Origin of the sequence: Ornithinimicrobium sp. (genome assembly GCF_035267225.1) — a bacterium.
Taxonomy (GTDB): Bacteria; Actinomycetota; Actinomycetes; order Actinomycetales; family Dermatophilaceae; genus Ornithinicoccus.
Genome location: NZ_DATFMA010000101.1, coordinates 17,045 through 34,053, shown reverse-complemented (window position 1 = coordinate 34,053; position 17,009 = coordinate 17,045). Strand labels below are relative to the sequence as shown.

The window sequence follows — 17,009 nt, the reverse complement described above, 5'->3', positions numbered from 1 at the left end:
CAGCACCGCCCTGCAGACGGTCAACCGGCTGCCCATGCAGTCCTACCTGCGCTCCGTCCTCCCCTCGGAGATGCCCACCTCGTTCCACGCTGCCGCCTTGCGCAGCCAGTCGGTGAGCGCCCGCACGTACGCCGCCCGAGGCGTGGGTGGCACGAGCACCTACGACACTTGCGACACCACGGCCTGCCAGGTCTACCGCGGCCGCGGTACTCGCACCTCGAGTGGCGGAGTCACCTCGTACGAGTACTCCAGCACCAACGCCGCCGTCCGCGACACCAACGGAGAGGTCCTGACCTACCCGTTCAGCTGGGGCCGGCGGCTGGCCACGACGATGTTCCACTCCTCTTCCGGTGGCCACACCGCAGCCGCCTCCTCGGCTCACCCTTACCTCTCCGCCCACCCGGACGTCTACGACGACGTCGCCGCCAACAAGCGCCACACCTGGACGGGCGAGCTGCCCGTCTCCACCTTGGAGTCGACGTTCGGCATCGACTGGGTCGAGCGGGTGCAAGTGCTGGAGCGAGACGGCGACGGCGAGTTCGGCGGCCGCATCGAACGCGCGCGCATCGAGGGCTACGACGACGCCGGCCGCTACACCTACCGAGACGTCACCGGCTCACAGCTGCGCTTCGCCCGGGCCTACCCCACGTACAGCAACGGCCTGTTCTCGGAGTACTTCACCTTCAGCGACGAGCCCACCGTGCAGCCGGCCACCCGCATCTCCGGCAGTAACCGCTACGCCACCAGCGCGGCTGCGGCGAGGGCCTGGTCGGCGGGGGTCGATGTCGCCTACATCGCCTCCGGCCGCAACTTCCCCGACGCGCTCACGGCCGCCGCTCGCAGTGGCGTGCCCGACGCCCCGCTGCTCATCACCGAGCCCGACTCGCTGCCATCGGCGACCGCGCAGGCGCTGGGCCGGCTCGACCCAGGCCGCATCATCGTGGTCGGCGGGCCGGGAGCGGTCTCGGGCACCGTGCTCAACCAGCTGAAGCCGTACGCCTCCAACGGCGTGCAACGCATCGACGGGTCCAACCGGTATACGACGGCGGCCAAGGTCGTCTCGGACTACCCCCCGGACGTGCCACGAGTCTACCTAGCCAGCGGGGAGAACTATCCCGACGCCTTGGCCGGCGCGGCGCTGGCCGCCCACCAGAACGCCCCCTTGCTGCTCACCAAGCCCGGCTCCCTGCCTGCCTCGATGGCTGAGGAGCTGGAGCGCCTGTCGCCCGGTCGGCTCATCGTGCTCGGGGGCTCCGGCGCCGTCTCGACCTCGACGGCCCGCCAAGCCGCCCGGTACAGCGACACCGGAACCTTCACTCGCGTGTCCGGCCCCAACCGCTACGGCACCGCCGAGGCGGTCTCGCGGCTCTACCCCGCCAGCCGCAGGAGGGCGTATGTCGCCTCCGGCTCGGCCTACCCCGATGCGCTCGTCGCCGCGGCTCGTGCCGGTCGGCAGGGGGCCCCGCTGGTGCTCACCGACTCGACAAGCGTGCCCAGCCAGACCACCGAGGCGCTGGAGCGCCTGAGCCTGTCGTCGATCTACGTCGTCGGCGGCCCCGGGGTGGTCAACGACCGCGTCCTGGCTGAGCTCGGCCTGACGCGAGAGTGAGCGTTGGCCACGAGAGCAGAACGTCGGCCAGACGCCCGAGAGCTCCGGTCAGGCGAGGTGGGTCAGCGCAGCGTCACTGGATGTCGACCAGCTCGGCGTAGGCGACCACGTTGTCGCGGTAGCTCTCGGCCTTGTCGTCCCAGTCGCCACCGCAGGTGACCAGCCGCAGGCTGCTGCCAGGGGAGGAGTAGACCTCGGCGGTAGGCAGCTTGTCCTTGCGATACGCGGCGACCCGGTCCACCTCGAACACCGCGGTGCTGCCGTCCGCCCGGTCGACGAAGACTTGGGCGCCCTCCGGAAGCAGGGAGAGGTGGTAGAAGACCCCCGGCCCCTTCGCGGAGTCGACGTGACCGGTGAGCACCGCGGCGCCAGTGCCTCCCGGCGCCGTGCCCGCAGAGAACCACCCGACGTCTTGGGCGCTCTCGGGGACCTCCAGGGTGCCATCCTTGTCCAGGCCGAGCTCGTCGAGCGCGATGTCCACGTCCAGCCACGGCACGCGAAGGCGCTCGGGAGCTGAGACCTCGGCCGCGTCAATAGCTGGTCGAGCCGATGCGGACGGCTCCGGAGCGGACCTCCCGGCCTCGGCTGCGGCGACTCCAGGGGTGGGCAGCGTGGGCTTCTGCCCAGGGCTTGCCGACTCCGGCTGCGCAGCACGGTCACGGGTTGTCGGATCGAGGGCGGCCGAGGCCACCGACCCCGGCACCGGCGGGGGTGGAGCCTGCTGACCGGCGGCAGCGACACCCAGGCAACCCACACCGATCGCTGCCAGGATGGTCGCGGTCGCCACACTCCCCCAGGAGTGGCGACCGCGACCGCTGGGGTGCCCCGGCTGAGCGGACCCGGTGACCGGCACCTCGCGGCGCCGCTCACCTTCGTTCCGCCCCAGCCGAGGCACCAGTCGCGTCACGCCTGCTGACCCCTGCGGCGCGAGTAGGCGACGACACCGCCCGCGGCGGCCAGGCTGCCCAGACCCGCGAAGATCAGCGCGGTGTCCTGCACGCCGTTGGTGCCGCCCAGGCCGCTGGCCACACCACCGTCGGCGGCCGGGCTGAGCGCGCCGCACAGCGCGGGGTGAGTGGCCTCAGCCGGCAGGTTCGGGTCCAGCTCGCTCTCGCCGGCTGCGTCGAAGTCGTACTCGCCGTTGCCGTTGGCGTCGATGCCGTGCACCACGACGGCGGTGTCGCCGAGGTCCTCAGCGGCGTCGAATCCCTCGGGCACGGTGAACGTCCGGCTGTAGGACTCGCTACCCCCCGGAGCGGTGGGGAAGCGTTCCACCGCCAGGCCGCTGTCGGGGCCCGCGTCACCCTCGGTGGTGAGGGAGGCCACGATCCCGCCGTAGAACGGCACCCCTTCCGGCGTGCTGATCAGGCCGTTGCCGTTCTCGTCAGCACTGGAGTCGGGGCAGGTCGCCGACCCACCCTCGGGGTAGTGGAAGTGCTGCGCATGCGGCTGTCCGGCGACCAGGCCATCGGCCTCGATCTCGACGGTGAGCTGGTCACCCGAGAGCGTGACGGTCGCGGTGCCACTGGCGCCGGAGCCGTTCAGCTCGCCGAGATCGGCGACGTAGGTGGTGGAGTCGGACTGAGCCAGAGCAGCGGCCGGAAAAGCCAGCGGCAGCGCCAAGGCACCCAGGACGGCAAGAGACTTTCGCATTAAAATTCCCCTTCGCAGGACCAAGCGGGCCGCCCCGGCCCTGGAACCCGATCCGCGGTCAAGGTAGCCTCAATGGCGCTTCTTACCTAACGACTTTAGTGAATCGTTATCTTTCGTTCGTCAAATTTTCGCCCATTTCTTCCTCTCGGTCCGGGCTCTCGCACAAGGGATCATGGCGACCCGGCTCAATCGGCTCGGAGGCCAGAACGTGAGCCGGAGCCCCATGGGCCCGTAGAGCCACATGCCTTCTTCACATTGGAAAAATGACTACGCCTGGTCTGGAAGGCCCCGGTGCCGGGGTCAGAGGCCGGTCCGGCAGCGGCATACGATGGGCTTCTCCGACCGGTGAGGAAGTGGCGGCCGTGTGTGGGATTGCCGTGGTGTACGACACACGCCCTGACGCCGACCGTATCGGCGAAGGTCGTCGGCTGGGCGATGAGATGCTCTCCCGTCTGCACCACCGCGGCCCGGACGGCTCGGGCACCCGCCAGGTCGGGCCCACGTGGCTCGGCCATACGCGACTGTCCATCGTCGACCTGGACGGCGGCGAGCAGCCGCTGCACCACCCGCACCGGGGGCGATGGGTGGTCGCCAACGGCGAGATCTACAACCACGCCGACCTGCGTGCCCAGCTGGGTGGCACCTACCTGACCGACTCCGACTCCGAGGTCCTGCTGCACCTGGTCGAGATCGAGGGCACCGGAGGCATCCGGTGGCTGCGCGGCATGTTCGCCTTCTGCGCCGCCTCCCGCGACGGGGATGTCGTGCTGGCACGTGACCCCCTGGGCATCAAGCCGCTGTACTGGGCGCACGTGGATGGCCGGGTCCTGGCCGCCTCCGAGCTGGCCGCGTTCCCACCCCGGCTGCGAGGGGTGGTGCAGGAGTTCCCGCCCGGACACCATTGGACTGCGCTCGAGGGCCTCCGGCCGTACGTCGACCTGCGGGCCGACCCGCTCAGCCGCGGCCACCACGACGCACCCCTCTTCTCCGACCGCGAGGAGGCCCGGCAGGCCATCCGCGAGACGTTCGAAGGCGCGGTGCGCCAGCGCATGATGGCCGACGTCCCGGTCGGCGTGTTCCTCTCCGGTGGGCTCGACTCCAGCATCGTGGCGGCCGTCCTGGCCCGGATGTCGCGACCCGGGGCGGTGGTGCGCTCGTTCGCGGCCGGCACCGAGGGCAGCCCGGACCTCGCCGCGGCCCGCCGGGTGGCCGAGTACCTCGGCCTGGAGCACCACGAGCGCGTCTACAGCGATGACGACGTCGTTGCTGTGCTGCCCGAGGTGGTGCGCTCCATCGAGAGCTATGAGCCGTCCCTGGTGCGCAGTGCCGTTCCCAACTTCCTGCTGGCCGAGCTCGCAGCCCGGCACCTGAAGGTGGTGCTCACCGGCGAGGGGGCCGACGAGATCTTCGCCGGATACCACCACCTGCGTGAGATGGACGTGGACGAGCTCCGGACGGCCCTCGCCGACGGCGTGGACACTCTGCACCACCTCAACCTGCAGCGCTGCGACCGGGTGACCATGGCGCACGGCCTCGAGGCGCGGGTGCCGTTCCTGTCGCAGGAGATGCTGGCTCTGGCCCAGCGCATCCCGATGGAGTGGAAGCTGCTCGGTGAGGACGGCCAGGAGCAGGCGCAGGAGAAGGCCCTCCTGCGTGAGGCCTTCGTGGGGTGGCTGCCCGATGACATCCTGTGGCGTCGGAAGGAACAGTTCGGCGACGGGTCCGGGACCGCCGACGTCATGGCTCGACAGGCCGCGCGGATGGTGCCGGACGAGGACTGGGAAGGCGTGAGCATCTCTGGTCTTCCACCGGCCCGCAGCCGGGAGGAGCTGGGCTACCAACGGATGTTCGACGAGCATCTCGGGGGCATCCGCGCCGAGCAGGTGCTCGGGCGCTTCGCCACGGCCTGACGGTGGACCCGGCGCGCCCTCTCTCCCCGCTCGCCGTGACCCATGAGAAACGCGCGCCTGTCAGCATGTGCGCATGCACACAGCGGACAGGGCCGCAGGCCATGCGGAGGCCACCTCCGACGAGGTGGCCAAGCGGGATCGCCCCGAGGGCCTGCACCACCTCACGGCAGTGCAGCTCGCCCAGCTGGTCGCAGCGCGTGAGGTCAGCGCTACTGATGTCGTGGCGGCTCACCTCGAGCACCTTGACGAGGTCAACCCGCGGCTCAACGCCTTCACCCTCATCGACGCCGACGGGGCCCTTCGCGCGGCCGGGGCGCTCGACGCCACCCTCCGACACCGCTTCAGCCGCCCCGGGTCGCTGGCCGGGGTCCCTTTCGTGGTCAAGGACAACATCGACGTCTCAGGGCAGGTCACCGCCTGCGGGTCCCTCGCCCACGACGGCGCGCTCGCCGCCATGGACGCCCCGGTGGTGCGGCGGCTCGTTGACCGCGGCGCGATCCTGCTCGGGCGGGCCAACATGGACGAGCTGGCCATGGGAGCCTCGACCCAGACCTCCGCCTACGGCCCCACCCGCAACCCGGTCGATCCCCGCCGCAGTCCCGGTGGCAGCTCGGGTGGATGCGCGGCCGCCGTCGCCGCGCACGTGACCCCCATCGCCGTGGGCACGGACACCGGAGGGTCGATCCGCGAGCCGGCTTCACAGTGCGGCGTGGTGGGCATGGCTAGCTCGCCGGGCCTGGTCCCGATGTACGGCGTGGCTCCCTTCGCCCGCGGTCTGGACCGGGCGGGCCCCTTGGCCCGGAACATCGGGGACACGCGAGCCGCCTTGTCCGCGATGGCCGGGGGCCTCACCCCCGCCAGCCCCGTGCGCCAGGTCGGCGTCATTCGCGAGCTGCTCAGCGAGCGAAACCGCCCGGACGTGCTCGAACCCTTCCGTGCCTGGCTGGACGTGCTCGCCCGTCACGGCGTCGAGGTGTGCGAGGTCTCGGTGCCGGACGCGCCGCACGCGCTGGACGCCTACATGGTGCTGACCTCGGTGGCCGCGCTGGAGTGGCTGGCGCCCTGGGTGCGCACGGGACGGGCCGGGGAGGAGCTCACCCGGCGCCACGAGTACGCCGAACAGGTGCGCGACGCGGACCCTGGAGCGCTCCAGCAGGCCGACGAGAGGCGACGCCGCCTCACGGCCCAGATGCGCGACGCCCTGCGCCGGTGCCCGGTGCTGGTGTCCCCCACGATGCCGACTACCGCCCCGCTGCTGCACGGTGAGGTCAGCGCCGAGGATCTGGCCGACCCGCTGGCCGCGCCCTACACCGACTGTTGGACGGTGGTGGCCAACCTGACCGGGCTGCCCGCCCTGTCGGTCCCGGCGCCGACCACCGGGCTGCCCACGGGGGCCATGCTGATGGGCAGCCCCGGTACCGACGCCGCCCTCCTCCAGCTGGCCGGTCGCTGCGGTTGAACGCCCAGGTCACCTCCGGCTACAGGAACTGCAGCGGGTCGAACTCCTCGATCGGGATGATGCGCAGACGGGGCAAGGGGGCGTTGAAGGCTCCCGCGTCGTGCTCCAGGTCGAAGAACCGCATCCCCCGCGCCTCGAGCGGCGCGAAGCCGTTGTTGCGGAACTCCTCGAAGGCCATGAGCCCGACCCGGCGATCCCCGTCGACCAGCGGGCCCAGCGCGTCCAGGAAGTCGCCGTCGTGGCTGACCAGCATGACGTCGTCGTCCCGGTCCGCCAGCGCCTCGAGAGTGGCCTGGATGGCCATGTCCACGACCTTGTCCTCGCCGCTGCCCGACAGCGGCACGCACGCGTACCCGATCGCCCGCAGCGCCTGCACGAAGCCCATCGGCAGGCCCGAGCTCGCGTTGAGGAAGAACAATCCCTTGACCGGCTGCTCCCACTGCGCTTGGGCGAAGGTGAGCAGCCGGTCCCAGCGCGGCCGCTCCTCGGGGTTGGGCCGGCGGTTCAGGATGGAGTTCCCCAGCGTGGCGTCGATGTTCTCGCCGTCGATGAGCACATAGGTCGTTCCCGGCGCCGACCCCGTGGCGGGTGAGTTCATGACGGTTCTTTTCTCGAGGCCGCGGAGCCCGAGCGGCTCCGCGAGGAAGGTCCACGCTACTCGTAGACATACTTCTGCGGGCCGGGGAAGATCCACGACAGACCGTCACGCAACCGGTCGCGCCAGTTCTCCCACGAGTGCCCGTCGCGCGCTTCGACGTACCGCACCGTCGCGCCGGTGCTCTCGAACACCGGCACCATCGAGCGGTTGTGCACGATGAGCGGCTCGTACACCCCGCAGGACATGAACATGCGGGGGGCCACCATCCGGGGAGCGGCGCGGTAGCGGTTCATGAACTTCACCACCGGGTCGAACGCCTCGCCCCCGCCGTGGTCGTCGCCGATGTCGGTGAACACGAACGACCCGGACTGCAGCAGCAGGGAGCCGGCGAGGTCCCGCTTGCGGTATGCCGCCGACAGTGAGGCCACCGCCCCGAAGCTCGCCCCCATGAGGCACCGGGCCTGCGGACGGTCGATGAGGGGGAGTCGCTCGTTCAGGTGGGGCAGCAGCTCGCTCTCCAGGTGACGGGCGTGGGCCGCACTGTTGGGATACTCCGTGAGCCGGTCGCCCGGGTTGGTGAACACGACGATGGTCTCGGCCATGTCCAGGCGATGGATCAGGTTGTCCAGCACCGTCTTCATCGCCGCGTAGTTGAGGTAGTCGTCGCCGTCGTGCACCACCAGCAACGGGTATGCCGAGCTGCTCCGGTACCGCGCGGGCAGGTAGACGCGGCTCTCGGTGCGGCGCCGCAGCGCCTTGGACTCCAGCTCTACCGTGTGGATGTCCCCGGGTCGCGCGTCGGGATCGTGGAAGACCCAGTCCGGCGTCTCGTACCCGCTCGCCTGACACACCGATGACGAGCCGACCGGGCTGTGCGCTATGTGCGGGTTGAGCGGATCGTTGAACTGGGCGGTGTCCTGGCCGACCTGGGTGCTGATCTGGTACTCCACCCGTGAGCCCTCGGGCAGCTCGATGGTCACCCACCACAGCGAGGTCCGCCCGAGCCGTTTCATCGGCACCCGCTGCGGCTGGTTGACGATGCGATGCATGACATGGACGGCGTCGGCATCGCCCCGGAACACGAAGGTGCAGTGGGCACCTTCGATGATCGGCACCGTGTTGCTGCCCAGGAACTCGTCGATGGCGGCTTCGTCCACATCGCCGCGTTCACGTAGCCGGTTGATCGCGAGCTTGGTGCGCCGGCGCGCGCTGAACCGCGCGGGAGTGGTGAGGCTCACGCTGCCCCCTCGAAAGTCCCTGCCGAGCCGTCGGCCAGCAGCACGGGGGCGCCGGATGGCAGCCGACCGTCGTAGCCGATGTGGACGCTGACCCCGCTGCCGAGCAGCAGGGCTTGGGCCGGCTGGAAGCGCCGGGCGAGCAGACCCATGCGATGCCGGTCGCCGAGGCTGAGGCGCTCGCGCGGTGACGGCAGGGCCACCGTGTCCCGGACCAGACCCAGGCCCGTGCCGTAGAGCTCGGCCACGGCCGGCCCGTGCGCGGCGCGGTCATGGAACAGCACGACACGTTCGGTGAGCACCATGGCTCCGGCGCCCCAGGCGATGACCGGCACGTCCAGCGAAGGTCCGATGTTGAACAGGTGCAGCGCTCCGAGCAGCACCCCGACGTGACCGCCGGTGATGACCACGGCTTGGGTCTGCGCGAGATCGCGGGCCACGGCTTCGCGCGCCCGGGCGGTGGAGTCACGCTCATGCGGGCGCCAGCGGTCCCAGAACTCGCCGTAGGCCTGATCGATCCGCAGCAGGTGCCGACGGTCCAGGTCGCGCACGATGGCCTCCGCGTCCTGGATCGCGGTCTCCCGCACGCGCGGGTGCCGCGGCGCATGGCTCTGCAGCTCCAGCAGCGCGCAGAGCGCGTGGTCCAGACCGAGCAGGTAGAGCTCCTGCATCTCCTCGATGACCCGGCGGCGTTCGGCGTCCGCCTGCGCCAGCTCGGGGTCGGACTCCCACACCTGCTGCATCCGGTGCCACAGGCGCAGGTTGACCGTGTTGTGGTTGAGGGTCTCCGAGAGCAGCTCGTCGTCGGGCTCACGCTCGCGCCAGCCGGCGTTGATGGTGCCGAAGCGGGCGTCGCTCAGGCCGAGGGCGGCCACCACCTGTCCGAGGCGTGGGGTGCGCTGCGGTCCCAGCAGCGTGATGTGGGCATCGGTGGGCATCGGTGTCCGGGGTTCAGGAGGCGTGGACCTGGACGGTCCGACCCACGTCGTCGAGCATGGAGTGCAGCACGTCGAAGTCGGGGTGGCGCATCCGGATCCACGCGTTGGCCATGAACCCGTTCTCCACCGGCTGGGTGGGGGTGCCCGAGGGAGGCAGGTGCGCGTCCAGGATCCATCGGCCGAACCGGTTCTCGATGTCCTCCAACCCCGAGTAGTGAGTGATGCTCCCGTCCCGCTCGGGCCGCAGGGCGATGATCCCGGCCGAGTGGCTGCGGCTGGGCCGCAGGTCCACCCCGCCGTAGAGCACGGCCCGGGCCCAGGCCAGGTAGACGTCGATGTCGTTGCCGGCGCTGTAGAGGTCCCAGCAGCCCACCCCGGGTGGACGCACCCCGATCTCGCTGAACTTCAGCCCCTTGGGTCCGTGGAACCATTCCATGTGGGTGGCCGCGGTCGTGATGCCCAGCGCCGCGCACACGCGGCGGCCCATCTCCTTGATCTCGTCGTACAGCCCTCCGCTGTCGATGCGGTTGGTCGAGATGTACTGCGGGGAGATCCAGCGGTGGCGCATCGCCTCGAGCACGTTCGGGAAGTAGTGGCAGCCGAAGTCCAGCGCCGGCTCGCCGTTGATGCTGATGGTGTCGTAGAAGCCCTCGTGACCCTCGACGAACTCCTCGACCGCGATCGAGGTGGTGCTGGAGCCGAGCTCGTTCAGGGCGGCGTCCAGCGCTCCGTCGTCGCTCACCCGCACCGTGCCGGCGGCTCCGGCGCCGTCGCGGGGCTTGAGGATCAGCGGGTAGCCGACACGAGCGGCGAAGTCACGGACCTCCTGCGCGTTGTCGGCTCCGGTGGAGGCCGCGGTGGGCACACCGGCCTCGCGCAGTGCGTGCTTCATCGACGGTTTGTCGCGACACAGCCATGTCGTGCGCACCGAGACCCCCGGGATTCCGGTGGCCTCCCGGACAAGCGCCGCGGGCAGGGTGTGCGACTCGATCGTCGCCTCCAGACGGTCCACCCACACCCAGCCCTGGATGCGCCGGACCGTCTCGGTCATCTGGTCCACGTCGGTGACCGAGCCGACCTGCTCGTAGTGGCCCATCCACGACTTCAGCTGCTCGTCCAGATAGTCGGCCGGTGTCTCACCCACCCCGATCACGAAGGCCCCGGCCTCGCTCAGCGCCCGGACGAACTCCCGCTGGTTCTTCGGGAAGTGCGGCTCGACGAAGACGATGTTCACGGCACCGAGCCTGCCATACCGCCCGGTGGACGGTCAGTTCGCCGAGCGCGCCAAGCGGTCGAAGCTCTCCGCGACGACGTCGGCGTACACGTGCATCCCCTCGATATCGGGGTGGATCCCGTCGGACTGCAAGGTACCTGGCTGCCTGGTGGCCGCTGCGTTCCAGTTCCCGACGGTGACCATCGGGTAGTCCTTGGCGACGCGCCCGATGATGGTGTTGGAGGAGTCGGTGAAGCTCAGACGGCCGTAGATGTTCATCAGGACGACGCGACGGCCCGGTCCCAGCTGGTCCAGGAAGCTGCGCAGCTGCTGCTCCTTGACCCCGGCGTTGGTGCCGAAATGGACGACCACGTTGTCCCGGACCAGTCCCTCGTCCAGAGCCTGGGTCAGCACGGCGTTCGCGTCCTTCCACTGCCGGTTGGACTGGGCGACGTAGTTCGTCCGGGGGAACCGGTAGGTCAGGCCGTCGGCGCTGGTGACGACCAGCGAGTCTCCGATCGCCGTGAGCTGACGGCCCTTCGGCACCAGGAGGCCGTCGTCGTCCTTGCGGTATCCCCAGTCCTGGGACGGGGTGGCGGCCCCGTCCGTCCGGTCCTTCGCGGTTCCGGCGCGGGAGAACTCGGGAAAGGCCTGGGCTGCCTCACGGGAGGCCTCCACCACGCTCAGGGCGGCCCCTGCTTGCAGCGCAGCCTCCGATGGGGCGGGCTCCTGCCCGATCTGGGTCTGGGCGGACTCGATCTGACGCTGCGTGGCCGACTTGTCGGGGGCGGTGATGACGGCGGCGACGACCAGGACGAGCAGGACGCTCAGAGCGCCCGCGATGAGGCGTGGGGCGCGGGAGACCTGCCACGGGGTGGACAGCCAGGCGAGAGCACGACGCGTGGGCTGCACGAACCCCTGACGTCGGATGGGGGTCTCAACCCAGGCGAAGGACGCCGCGGCCAGTGCCAGGGTCACGACCAGGGCCGAGGTGAGCAGCACCGCCGACGCCGACGTGCCCGGCGCCACGGGGAAGAGGGCGAAGGCCATCATGAGCACCGGCCAGTGCCACAGGTAGATCCCGTAGGAACGCCGGCCCAGCCAGGTCAACGGGCGGAAGCCCATCGCAGACCGCCACGGGCTGCGCTGCTCCAGCAGCCCGGCGATGAGGACGACGGTGGCCGCGGCCCCCAGCACGATGCCGCCCCGGAACGTCCAGCTCGACATGTCGTCGAGGGTGGCCATGAGCAACAGCAGCACCGCCACGGACCCGCTCACGCAGAGGCCCCGCCAGCGGCGCCACCACGCCGTGTGCAGCCAGGCGCGCTCCGGCCCGGCCCACGCCAGGGCCAGCGCCACGCCGAACATCAGCGAGAAGGAGTGGGTGTCGGTGCCGTAGTACACGCGGCTGGCGTCCTGGCCGGGGACGAAGATCACTGCCATGGCGACCGCGGAGGCCAGGGCCAGGGCGATCACCACCGCCAGCCTGCTGCGCGTACTCCGGGCCAGCAGCAGGGTCAACACCAGCCCGAAGGGCCACAGCAGATAGAACTGCTCCTCGACCGCCAAGGACCAGAAGTTCACGAACAGCAGGGGCGCTGTGGCGGAGAAGTAGCTCGCGCCCGCCGAGATCTCGAGCCAGTTGGTCGAGAAGGTCAGCGCGCCGAGCGTCTGTCGACCGATCGCCACCAGCAGGTCGCCGCCGATGATCCGGGCCGCGGCGACGCTGATGACCACGACGACGACAAGGGCCGGCACCAGCCGGCGCGCTCGGCGCAACCAGAACCGAGGTAGGTCCATCCGACCTCGATGGTCGAGCTCGCGCAGCAGCAGGGTGGTGATGAGAAACCCGGAGACGACGAAGAACACGTCGACGCCCAGAAAGCCACCCGGAAGCACCGAGGGGGTGAAGTGGTAGACCAGCACGGCGATGATCGCCAGGCCACGCAGGCCGTCCAGCCCGGGAATGTGACCGGGCCGTGGGCGCAGGCCCTGCGGGCCACGGGGACCGCGTCGACCTCGGGGGGGTGGGGGTGGTTCCGGACGGCGTGGGGTGGGGGTCACCGGCAGGCTGTGGGTGCGGGGCGCTGAGGACGGCGGGGCGAGCAGCGCCGAGCCCGAGGTGGCCCCTTGTGCCTGCTCGGACATGCCCAACCTCCCCACCGCCGAACCGGTCAGCCCTGTCACGCCGAGCCTAGGAGGCTGCGGCGGTCTTACGGGCACGCCACGCTGGCGAGGACCGATTCCCGGGGTCGGGCCCGCAGCGGCCCCGGTGGATAGTCCACCGGGGCCGCTGCGGCTGTCTGGTTCAGATCGTGGGCAGCCTCAGGCTCGGTGCCTGCCCTCGCCGGAGGACTCTTCGGCGTCGTGGTCGACATCCGCGTCGCCCTCGAGGTCGGTGCTCGACCCGTCCTGGCCGGCCTCGTGCTCGACGCGGTCCGGGCCGGGGGCGTCCTGCACTGCGGTCCCCACGGCGTCGCCGGACTCTTCCTCGCTCGCGTCAGGGTTTCCAGCGGGCTCGGCAGGCTGCCCGGAGGCGGCGGCAGCGTCCTGCCCACCCTCTCCTGAGCTTTCCTGGTCGACCGCGTCCTGAGCAGTGGCAGCGGCTGGTGCGGCACCGGCACCGGCGTCGGTGGTGCCGGCCCAGGGGTCGGTGTCGTCGCCTCCGGTGCTCTGCTGCTGGTTGAGGTACCACGCCACGCCGGCGCCGACGGCAGCGAGCAGGCCGAGGGCGATGAGCACGCCACCCTTCTTGGGCTCCTTCTTGGGGGCTCCGGTCACGACGGCCGTGGCTCCCTCGGGCTTGGCCAGGATCTCGTCCTTGGACGTCTGCACCTTGCCCAGCAGCTCTTCGAGCTTGGGCAGGAGGTCGTCGACGATGACGTCGCGGGCCTTGTCGACCTTGTCGCCGGCACCATGCACCCCCTGCTGCATCACCGGCACGGCACTGTCGATCCCGCGGTCCAGGCCAGCCACGGCGGAGTCACGCGCGTGGCCCGCCTTCTCGGCGGCGACCCCGGCGCGCTCACGGGCCACCACCCGGGCACCCTCGGTGCGCTCGGCTGCCACCGCCCGCGCTCCTTCGGTGCGCTCGAGCGCGGCCACCCGGGCGGCACCGGTGCCCTCCTTGGCGGCGGCGGCTGCGGCCACAGCGGCGGCGGCGGCCTTCGGCTTGAGAGCCTCGGACGCTGAGCCCAGGGTGCGGGAGGCCGAGGAGAGCGCAGAGTTCTTCGCGCGCTGCCCACGGGCCGATGTGGCGTGCCCGGCCTTCTTCGCCCGGGCGGAGGTCTTCTCGGCCTTGACGCGGGACTTCTTGGCAGCCTTGGCCTTGGCCTCGTCGGCCTTGGTTCGTGCGGACACGGGCAATCCTCCTGGAGTGTGGGTCACCGGTCATCTTGCCTTGTCCGGGACGCGGAGGCCACCTGAGCATGCCCGGGCGTCCGGCGTGTCGCGAGCGCCGCGAGCACGCGTGGGAGGATGGCGGGCATGAACGTGACTTTGCATACGAACCACGGGGACATCGCCTTGACGCTCTTCGAGGACGACGCCCCCAAGACCGTGGCCAACTTCGTCGGTCTGGCTCAGGGGACCCAGGAGTTCTCCGACGACGCGGGCCGCTCCAACCCCCAGCCCTACTACGACGGGCTGATCTTCCATCGGATCATCCCCGGCTTCATGATCCAGGGCGGCTGCCCGCTCGGTGAGGGAGTGGGTGGGCCCGGGTACACCTTCGACGACGAGATCAGCCCGGACCGCGACTTCGGGTCGCCCTACAAGCTGGCGATGGCCAATGCGGGGAAGCGGATGGGCAAGGGCACCAACGGGTCGCAGTTCTTCATCACGGTGGAGCCCACCCCGTGGCTGCAGGGCAAGCACACGATCTTCGGCCAGGCTGCGGACGAGCAGAGCAAGTCCGTGGTGGACGCGATCGCGGCCGTGCCGACGGGCCGGGGGGACAAGCCCAAGGAGCCGGTCGTCATCGAGAGCGTCTCGGTCCAGGAGTAGCCGCGACGTGCCAGGGGTCGCTGGGCTCGCCCTGTTCCGCCGCGGGCACTGATGTCGACCGACGCTCCACCCACCTGTCCGCGCCACCCGGACCGGGTGGCCTATGTGCGGTGTCAGCGGTGTGGGCGTCCGACGTGTCCGGAGTGCCAGAGGCAGGCGGCGGTCGGTGTGCAGTGCGTGGACTGCGTCGAGCAGGCCACCAAGCAGGCCCCCCGCGCGACCTCGCGGTTCGGTGCGCCTGCCCGCGCCGCCGGTGGCCGGCCGCGAGCGACGCTGACCCTGATCGGGGTGTGCGTGGGCATGTACGTGCTGCAGCTGGTCAGCCCGACAGTCACCCGAGAGCTGCAGTTCGCGCCGGTGGTCGCGGCCGACGAGCCGTGGCGGGCGTTGACCGCGGCCTTCCTGCACTCGCCGCGCTCACTGCTGCACATCGCCTTCAACATGTTCGCCCTGTACGTCATCGGGCAGTACCTGGAGCCGATGCTGGGGCGGTTGCGCTTCGTGCTGCTCTATCTGATCAGCGCGCTGGGCGGGTCGGTGGGTGTGGTGCTGCTGGCCAGCGTGCCGCAAGGATGGCTCACCCCCACGGTGGGCGCCTCGGGGGCCGTGTTCGGCCTGTTCGCGGCCGTGTTGGTGCTCAACTGGCGACTCGGGCGCGAGACGGGCGGGATCCTCGCCCTGCTGTTGATCAACGGCGTGCTCGGTTTCGTCCTGCCGAACATCGCCTGGCAGGCGCACCTGGGAGGCGCGGTCACCGGGGCGGCCCTGGCGGGCATCCTGGCGGTGACCGCCGCGAGTGGTCGAGACCGCGTGGCGCGGCGTCGTCGCGCGCTGGTGTGGCCGGGGTTCGCCCTCGTCGCCGTGCTGCTGCTGGCCGCAGCCGCGTGGCGTATCTCGATCGTGCAGGGGTTCTGACCCGAATCACAGCGGTGTAGTTATCCCCAGATCTGTGGATGGCCTGTGGATCGACAGCCCCCTCCCCGGGTGCGAGGATCCAGCCATGCCGACCTCGACGCGCGCTGCCGTCCTGACTCACCACGGCGGCCCCGAGGCCCTCACTCTCGAGTCGTCGTGGCAGGTCCGCGATCCGGGCGAGGGCGAGGTGTTGGTCCGGGTGAGTGCGGCCGGCGTCAACAACACCGACCTCTGGACGCGTCAGGGGGCCTACGGCGTCCCGGGCGACCCGGACGCGAAGTCCGGTGGGATGGGTCCGATCGACTTCCCTCGGGTGCAAGGCGGCGACGTGGCGGGCGTCGTGGTCGCCGCGGGTCACGAGCGTGACGAGACCTGGGTCGACCGGCGGGTGCTGGTCGACCCGGCCGCCTACGGCTCGGACGGTCCGGACGCGATGCCGGTGGGGTACCAGGGCAGCGAGTACGACGGGGGGTTCGCCGGCTACATGGTGGCCCGGACCGACCATGTCCACGACGTCCACGACTCGCCGCTCAGCGACGAGGAGCTGGCGTGCCTGCCGGTCGCCTTCGGCACCGCAGCGCGGATGCTGCGCCGGGCCGACGTGAGCGAGCACGACACCGTCCTGGTCACCGGGGCCTCGGGTGGGGTCGGGGTGGCCCTGGTGCAGCTGGCTGACGCGGCAGGGGCCACGGTGGTGGCGGTGACCACGGCCGCCAAGCGTGACGCGGTCCTCGAGGTCGGAGCGCACCATACGGTGTGCCGCGACGAGGGGGAGGTGGCCGACCTGGTGGGGGACCTGGTGCCGGACGGTCTCGATGTGGTGGCCGATGTCGTCGGCGGACCCGGCCTGGGCGACCTGCTCCCGCGGGTGCGGGACGACGGGTGCTGGGTCATCGCCGGAGCGATCGCCGGGCCCGTCGTCGAGCTCGACCTGAGGCGTCTGTACCTGCACAGCATCCGGCTCGTGGGCTCCTCGATGCACAGCCCCCGGGACTTCGCGCACCTCGCCGAGCTGGCCCGGGGCGGCTCGGTGCGGCCGCCGATCGCGGCTCGCTACCGGCTGGAGGAGATCCACGAGGCCCAGGAGGCCTTCGCCTCCTCTCGCCACGTCGGGAAGATCGTGCTGCTCCCGCACGCCTGAGCGTGCCTTACCTCCAGCGGGTCGACATGATGAAACCGGCCATGATCAGGCCCATGCCGATGCCGAGGTTCCAGTAGCCGATACTGCCCACGGGAAACTGGCCGGCCGAGATGTAGAAGGTCGCCACCCACAGCACCCCGAGGATCATCAGGCCGGACATGACCGGCACGAACCACTGCGGGTTGCCGATGCGCTGCTTCTTGGGCTCCTGACGCCCGCGCTGGCCGCGACGGGAGTCCTGCGCCCCGGACGCCGAGGAGGTGGTGCGCCCGGCGGACTTCTTCGAGCCGGGGCGGCCGGATGACTCGGGCACGAGCATGGCTCCTAGGTCGA

Annotated in this window: 15 protein-coding genes; 6 read left to right on the top strand and 9 right to left on the bottom strand. The window is 70.8% G+C overall.

The window, feature by feature from the left end; genetic code table 11:
• Window positions 1-1,609: cell wall-binding repeat-containing protein (locus tag VJ976_RS10380; RefSeq protein WP_324100146.1), on the top strand; the 1,609-nt coding region annotated here is incomplete at its 5' end.
• Window positions 1,610-1,682: 73 nt separating this feature from the next.
• Here VJ976_RS10380 and VJ976_RS10375 read toward each other — a convergent pair.
• Entirely contained in the window at window positions 1,683-2,300 is a 618-nt protein-coding gene (locus VJ976_RS10375) for a class F sortase (RefSeq protein WP_324100147.1), read from the bottom strand.
• A 212-nt stretch (window positions 2,301-2,512) separates the two neighbouring features.
• Window positions 2,513-3,262, bottom strand: coding sequence for a hypothetical protein (locus VJ976_RS10370; RefSeq protein WP_324100145.1), 750 nt, complete (start codon window positions 3,260-3,262; stop codon window positions 2,513-2,515).
• 377 nt (window positions 3,263-3,639) lie between these two features.
• On the opposite strand from VJ976_RS10370, the gene asnB reads away from it, so the two are divergent.
• A complete protein-coding gene (asnB, locus tag VJ976_RS10365; protein WP_324100144.1) occupies window positions 3,640-5,172 on the top strand; it encodes an asparagine synthase (glutamine-hydrolyzing) in 1,533 nt (510 codons plus the stop codon).
• A gap of 73 nt (window positions 5,173-5,245) precedes the next feature.
• Window positions 5,246-6,631, top strand: coding sequence for an amidase (locus tag VJ976_RS10360; protein ID WP_324100143.1), 1,386 nt, complete (start codon window positions 5,246-5,248; stop codon window positions 6,629-6,631).
• A gap of 19 nt (window positions 6,632-6,650) precedes the next feature.
• Here VJ976_RS10360 and VJ976_RS10355 read toward each other — a convergent pair whose 3' ends face one another.
• From VJ976_RS10355 to VJ976_RS10330, 6 genes are all read right to left on the bottom strand, one after another.
• Window positions 6,651-7,229, bottom strand: a complete 579-nt coding sequence (locus tag VJ976_RS10355) for an NYN domain-containing protein (RefSeq protein ID WP_324100142.1) — start codon at window positions 7,227-7,229, stop codon at window positions 6,651-6,653.
• 56 nt (window positions 7,230-7,285) lie between these two features.
• Window positions 7,286-8,467 carry an alpha/beta hydrolase-fold protein gene (locus VJ976_RS10350; protein WP_324100141.1) on the bottom strand — a complete coding sequence of 394 codons (1,182 nt, stop codon included), beginning with the start codon at window positions 8,465-8,467 and terminating at the stop codon, window positions 7,286-7,288.
• Complete coding sequence (locus tag VJ976_RS10345; protein ID WP_324100140.1) at window positions 8,464-9,402, bottom strand: hypothetical protein; 939 nt, start codon at window positions 9,400-9,402, stop codon at window positions 8,464-8,466. Before VJ976_RS10345 ends, VJ976_RS10350 begins: the two co-directional genes overlap by 4 nt.
• A 13-nt stretch (window positions 9,403-9,415) precedes the next feature.
• The gene (locus tag VJ976_RS10340) at window positions 9,416-10,636 is read right to left on the bottom strand and encodes an ATP-grasp domain-containing protein (RefSeq protein ID WP_324100139.1); all 1,221 of its coding nucleotides are present in this window, start codon (window positions 10,634-10,636) and stop codon (window positions 9,416-9,418) included.
• 33 nt (window positions 10,637-10,669) lie between these two features.
• Window positions 10,670-12,763 carry an acyltransferase family protein gene (locus VJ976_RS10335; RefSeq protein ID WP_324100138.1) on the bottom strand — a complete coding sequence of 698 codons (2,094 nt, stop codon included), beginning with the start codon at window positions 12,761-12,763 and terminating at the stop codon, window positions 10,670-10,672.
• A gap of 177 nt (window positions 12,764-12,940) precedes the next feature.
• Complete coding sequence (locus tag VJ976_RS10330) at window positions 12,941-13,975, bottom strand: hypothetical protein (RefSeq protein WP_324100137.1); 1,035 nt, start codon at window positions 13,973-13,975, stop codon at window positions 12,941-12,943.
• Between the two features lie 126 nt (window positions 13,976-14,101).
• On the opposite strand from VJ976_RS10330, the gene VJ976_RS10325 reads away from it, so the two are divergent.
• The 3 genes from VJ976_RS10325 (at window position 14,102) to VJ976_RS10315 (ending at window position 16,676) form a co-directional block, all read left to right on the top strand.
• Window positions 14,102-14,620, top strand: a complete 519-nt coding sequence (locus tag VJ976_RS10325) for a peptidylprolyl isomerase (RefSeq protein ID WP_324100136.1) — start codon at window positions 14,102-14,104, stop codon at window positions 14,618-14,620.
• A 177-nt stretch (window positions 14,621-14,797) separates the two neighbouring features.
• Complete coding sequence (locus tag VJ976_RS10320; RefSeq protein ID WP_324100135.1) at window positions 14,798-15,535, top strand: rhomboid family intramembrane serine protease; 738 nt, start codon at window positions 14,798-14,800, stop codon at window positions 15,533-15,535.
• Between the two features lie 85 nt (window positions 15,536-15,620).
• The gene (locus VJ976_RS10315) at window positions 15,621-16,676 is read left to right on the top strand and encodes a zinc-binding dehydrogenase (RefSeq protein WP_324100134.1); all 1,056 of its coding nucleotides are present in this window, start codon (window positions 15,621-15,623) and stop codon (window positions 16,674-16,676) included.
• 7 nt (window positions 16,677-16,683) lie between these two features.
• On the opposite strand, the gene VJ976_RS10310 is transcribed toward VJ976_RS10315, so the two are convergent.
• Window positions 16,684-16,989 carry a cell division protein CrgA gene (locus VJ976_RS10310; RefSeq protein WP_414693619.1) on the bottom strand — a complete coding sequence of 102 codons (306 nt, stop codon included), beginning with the start codon at window positions 16,987-16,989 and terminating at the stop codon, window positions 16,684-16,686.
• Between the last annotated feature and the right edge of the window lie 20 nt (window positions 16,990-17,009).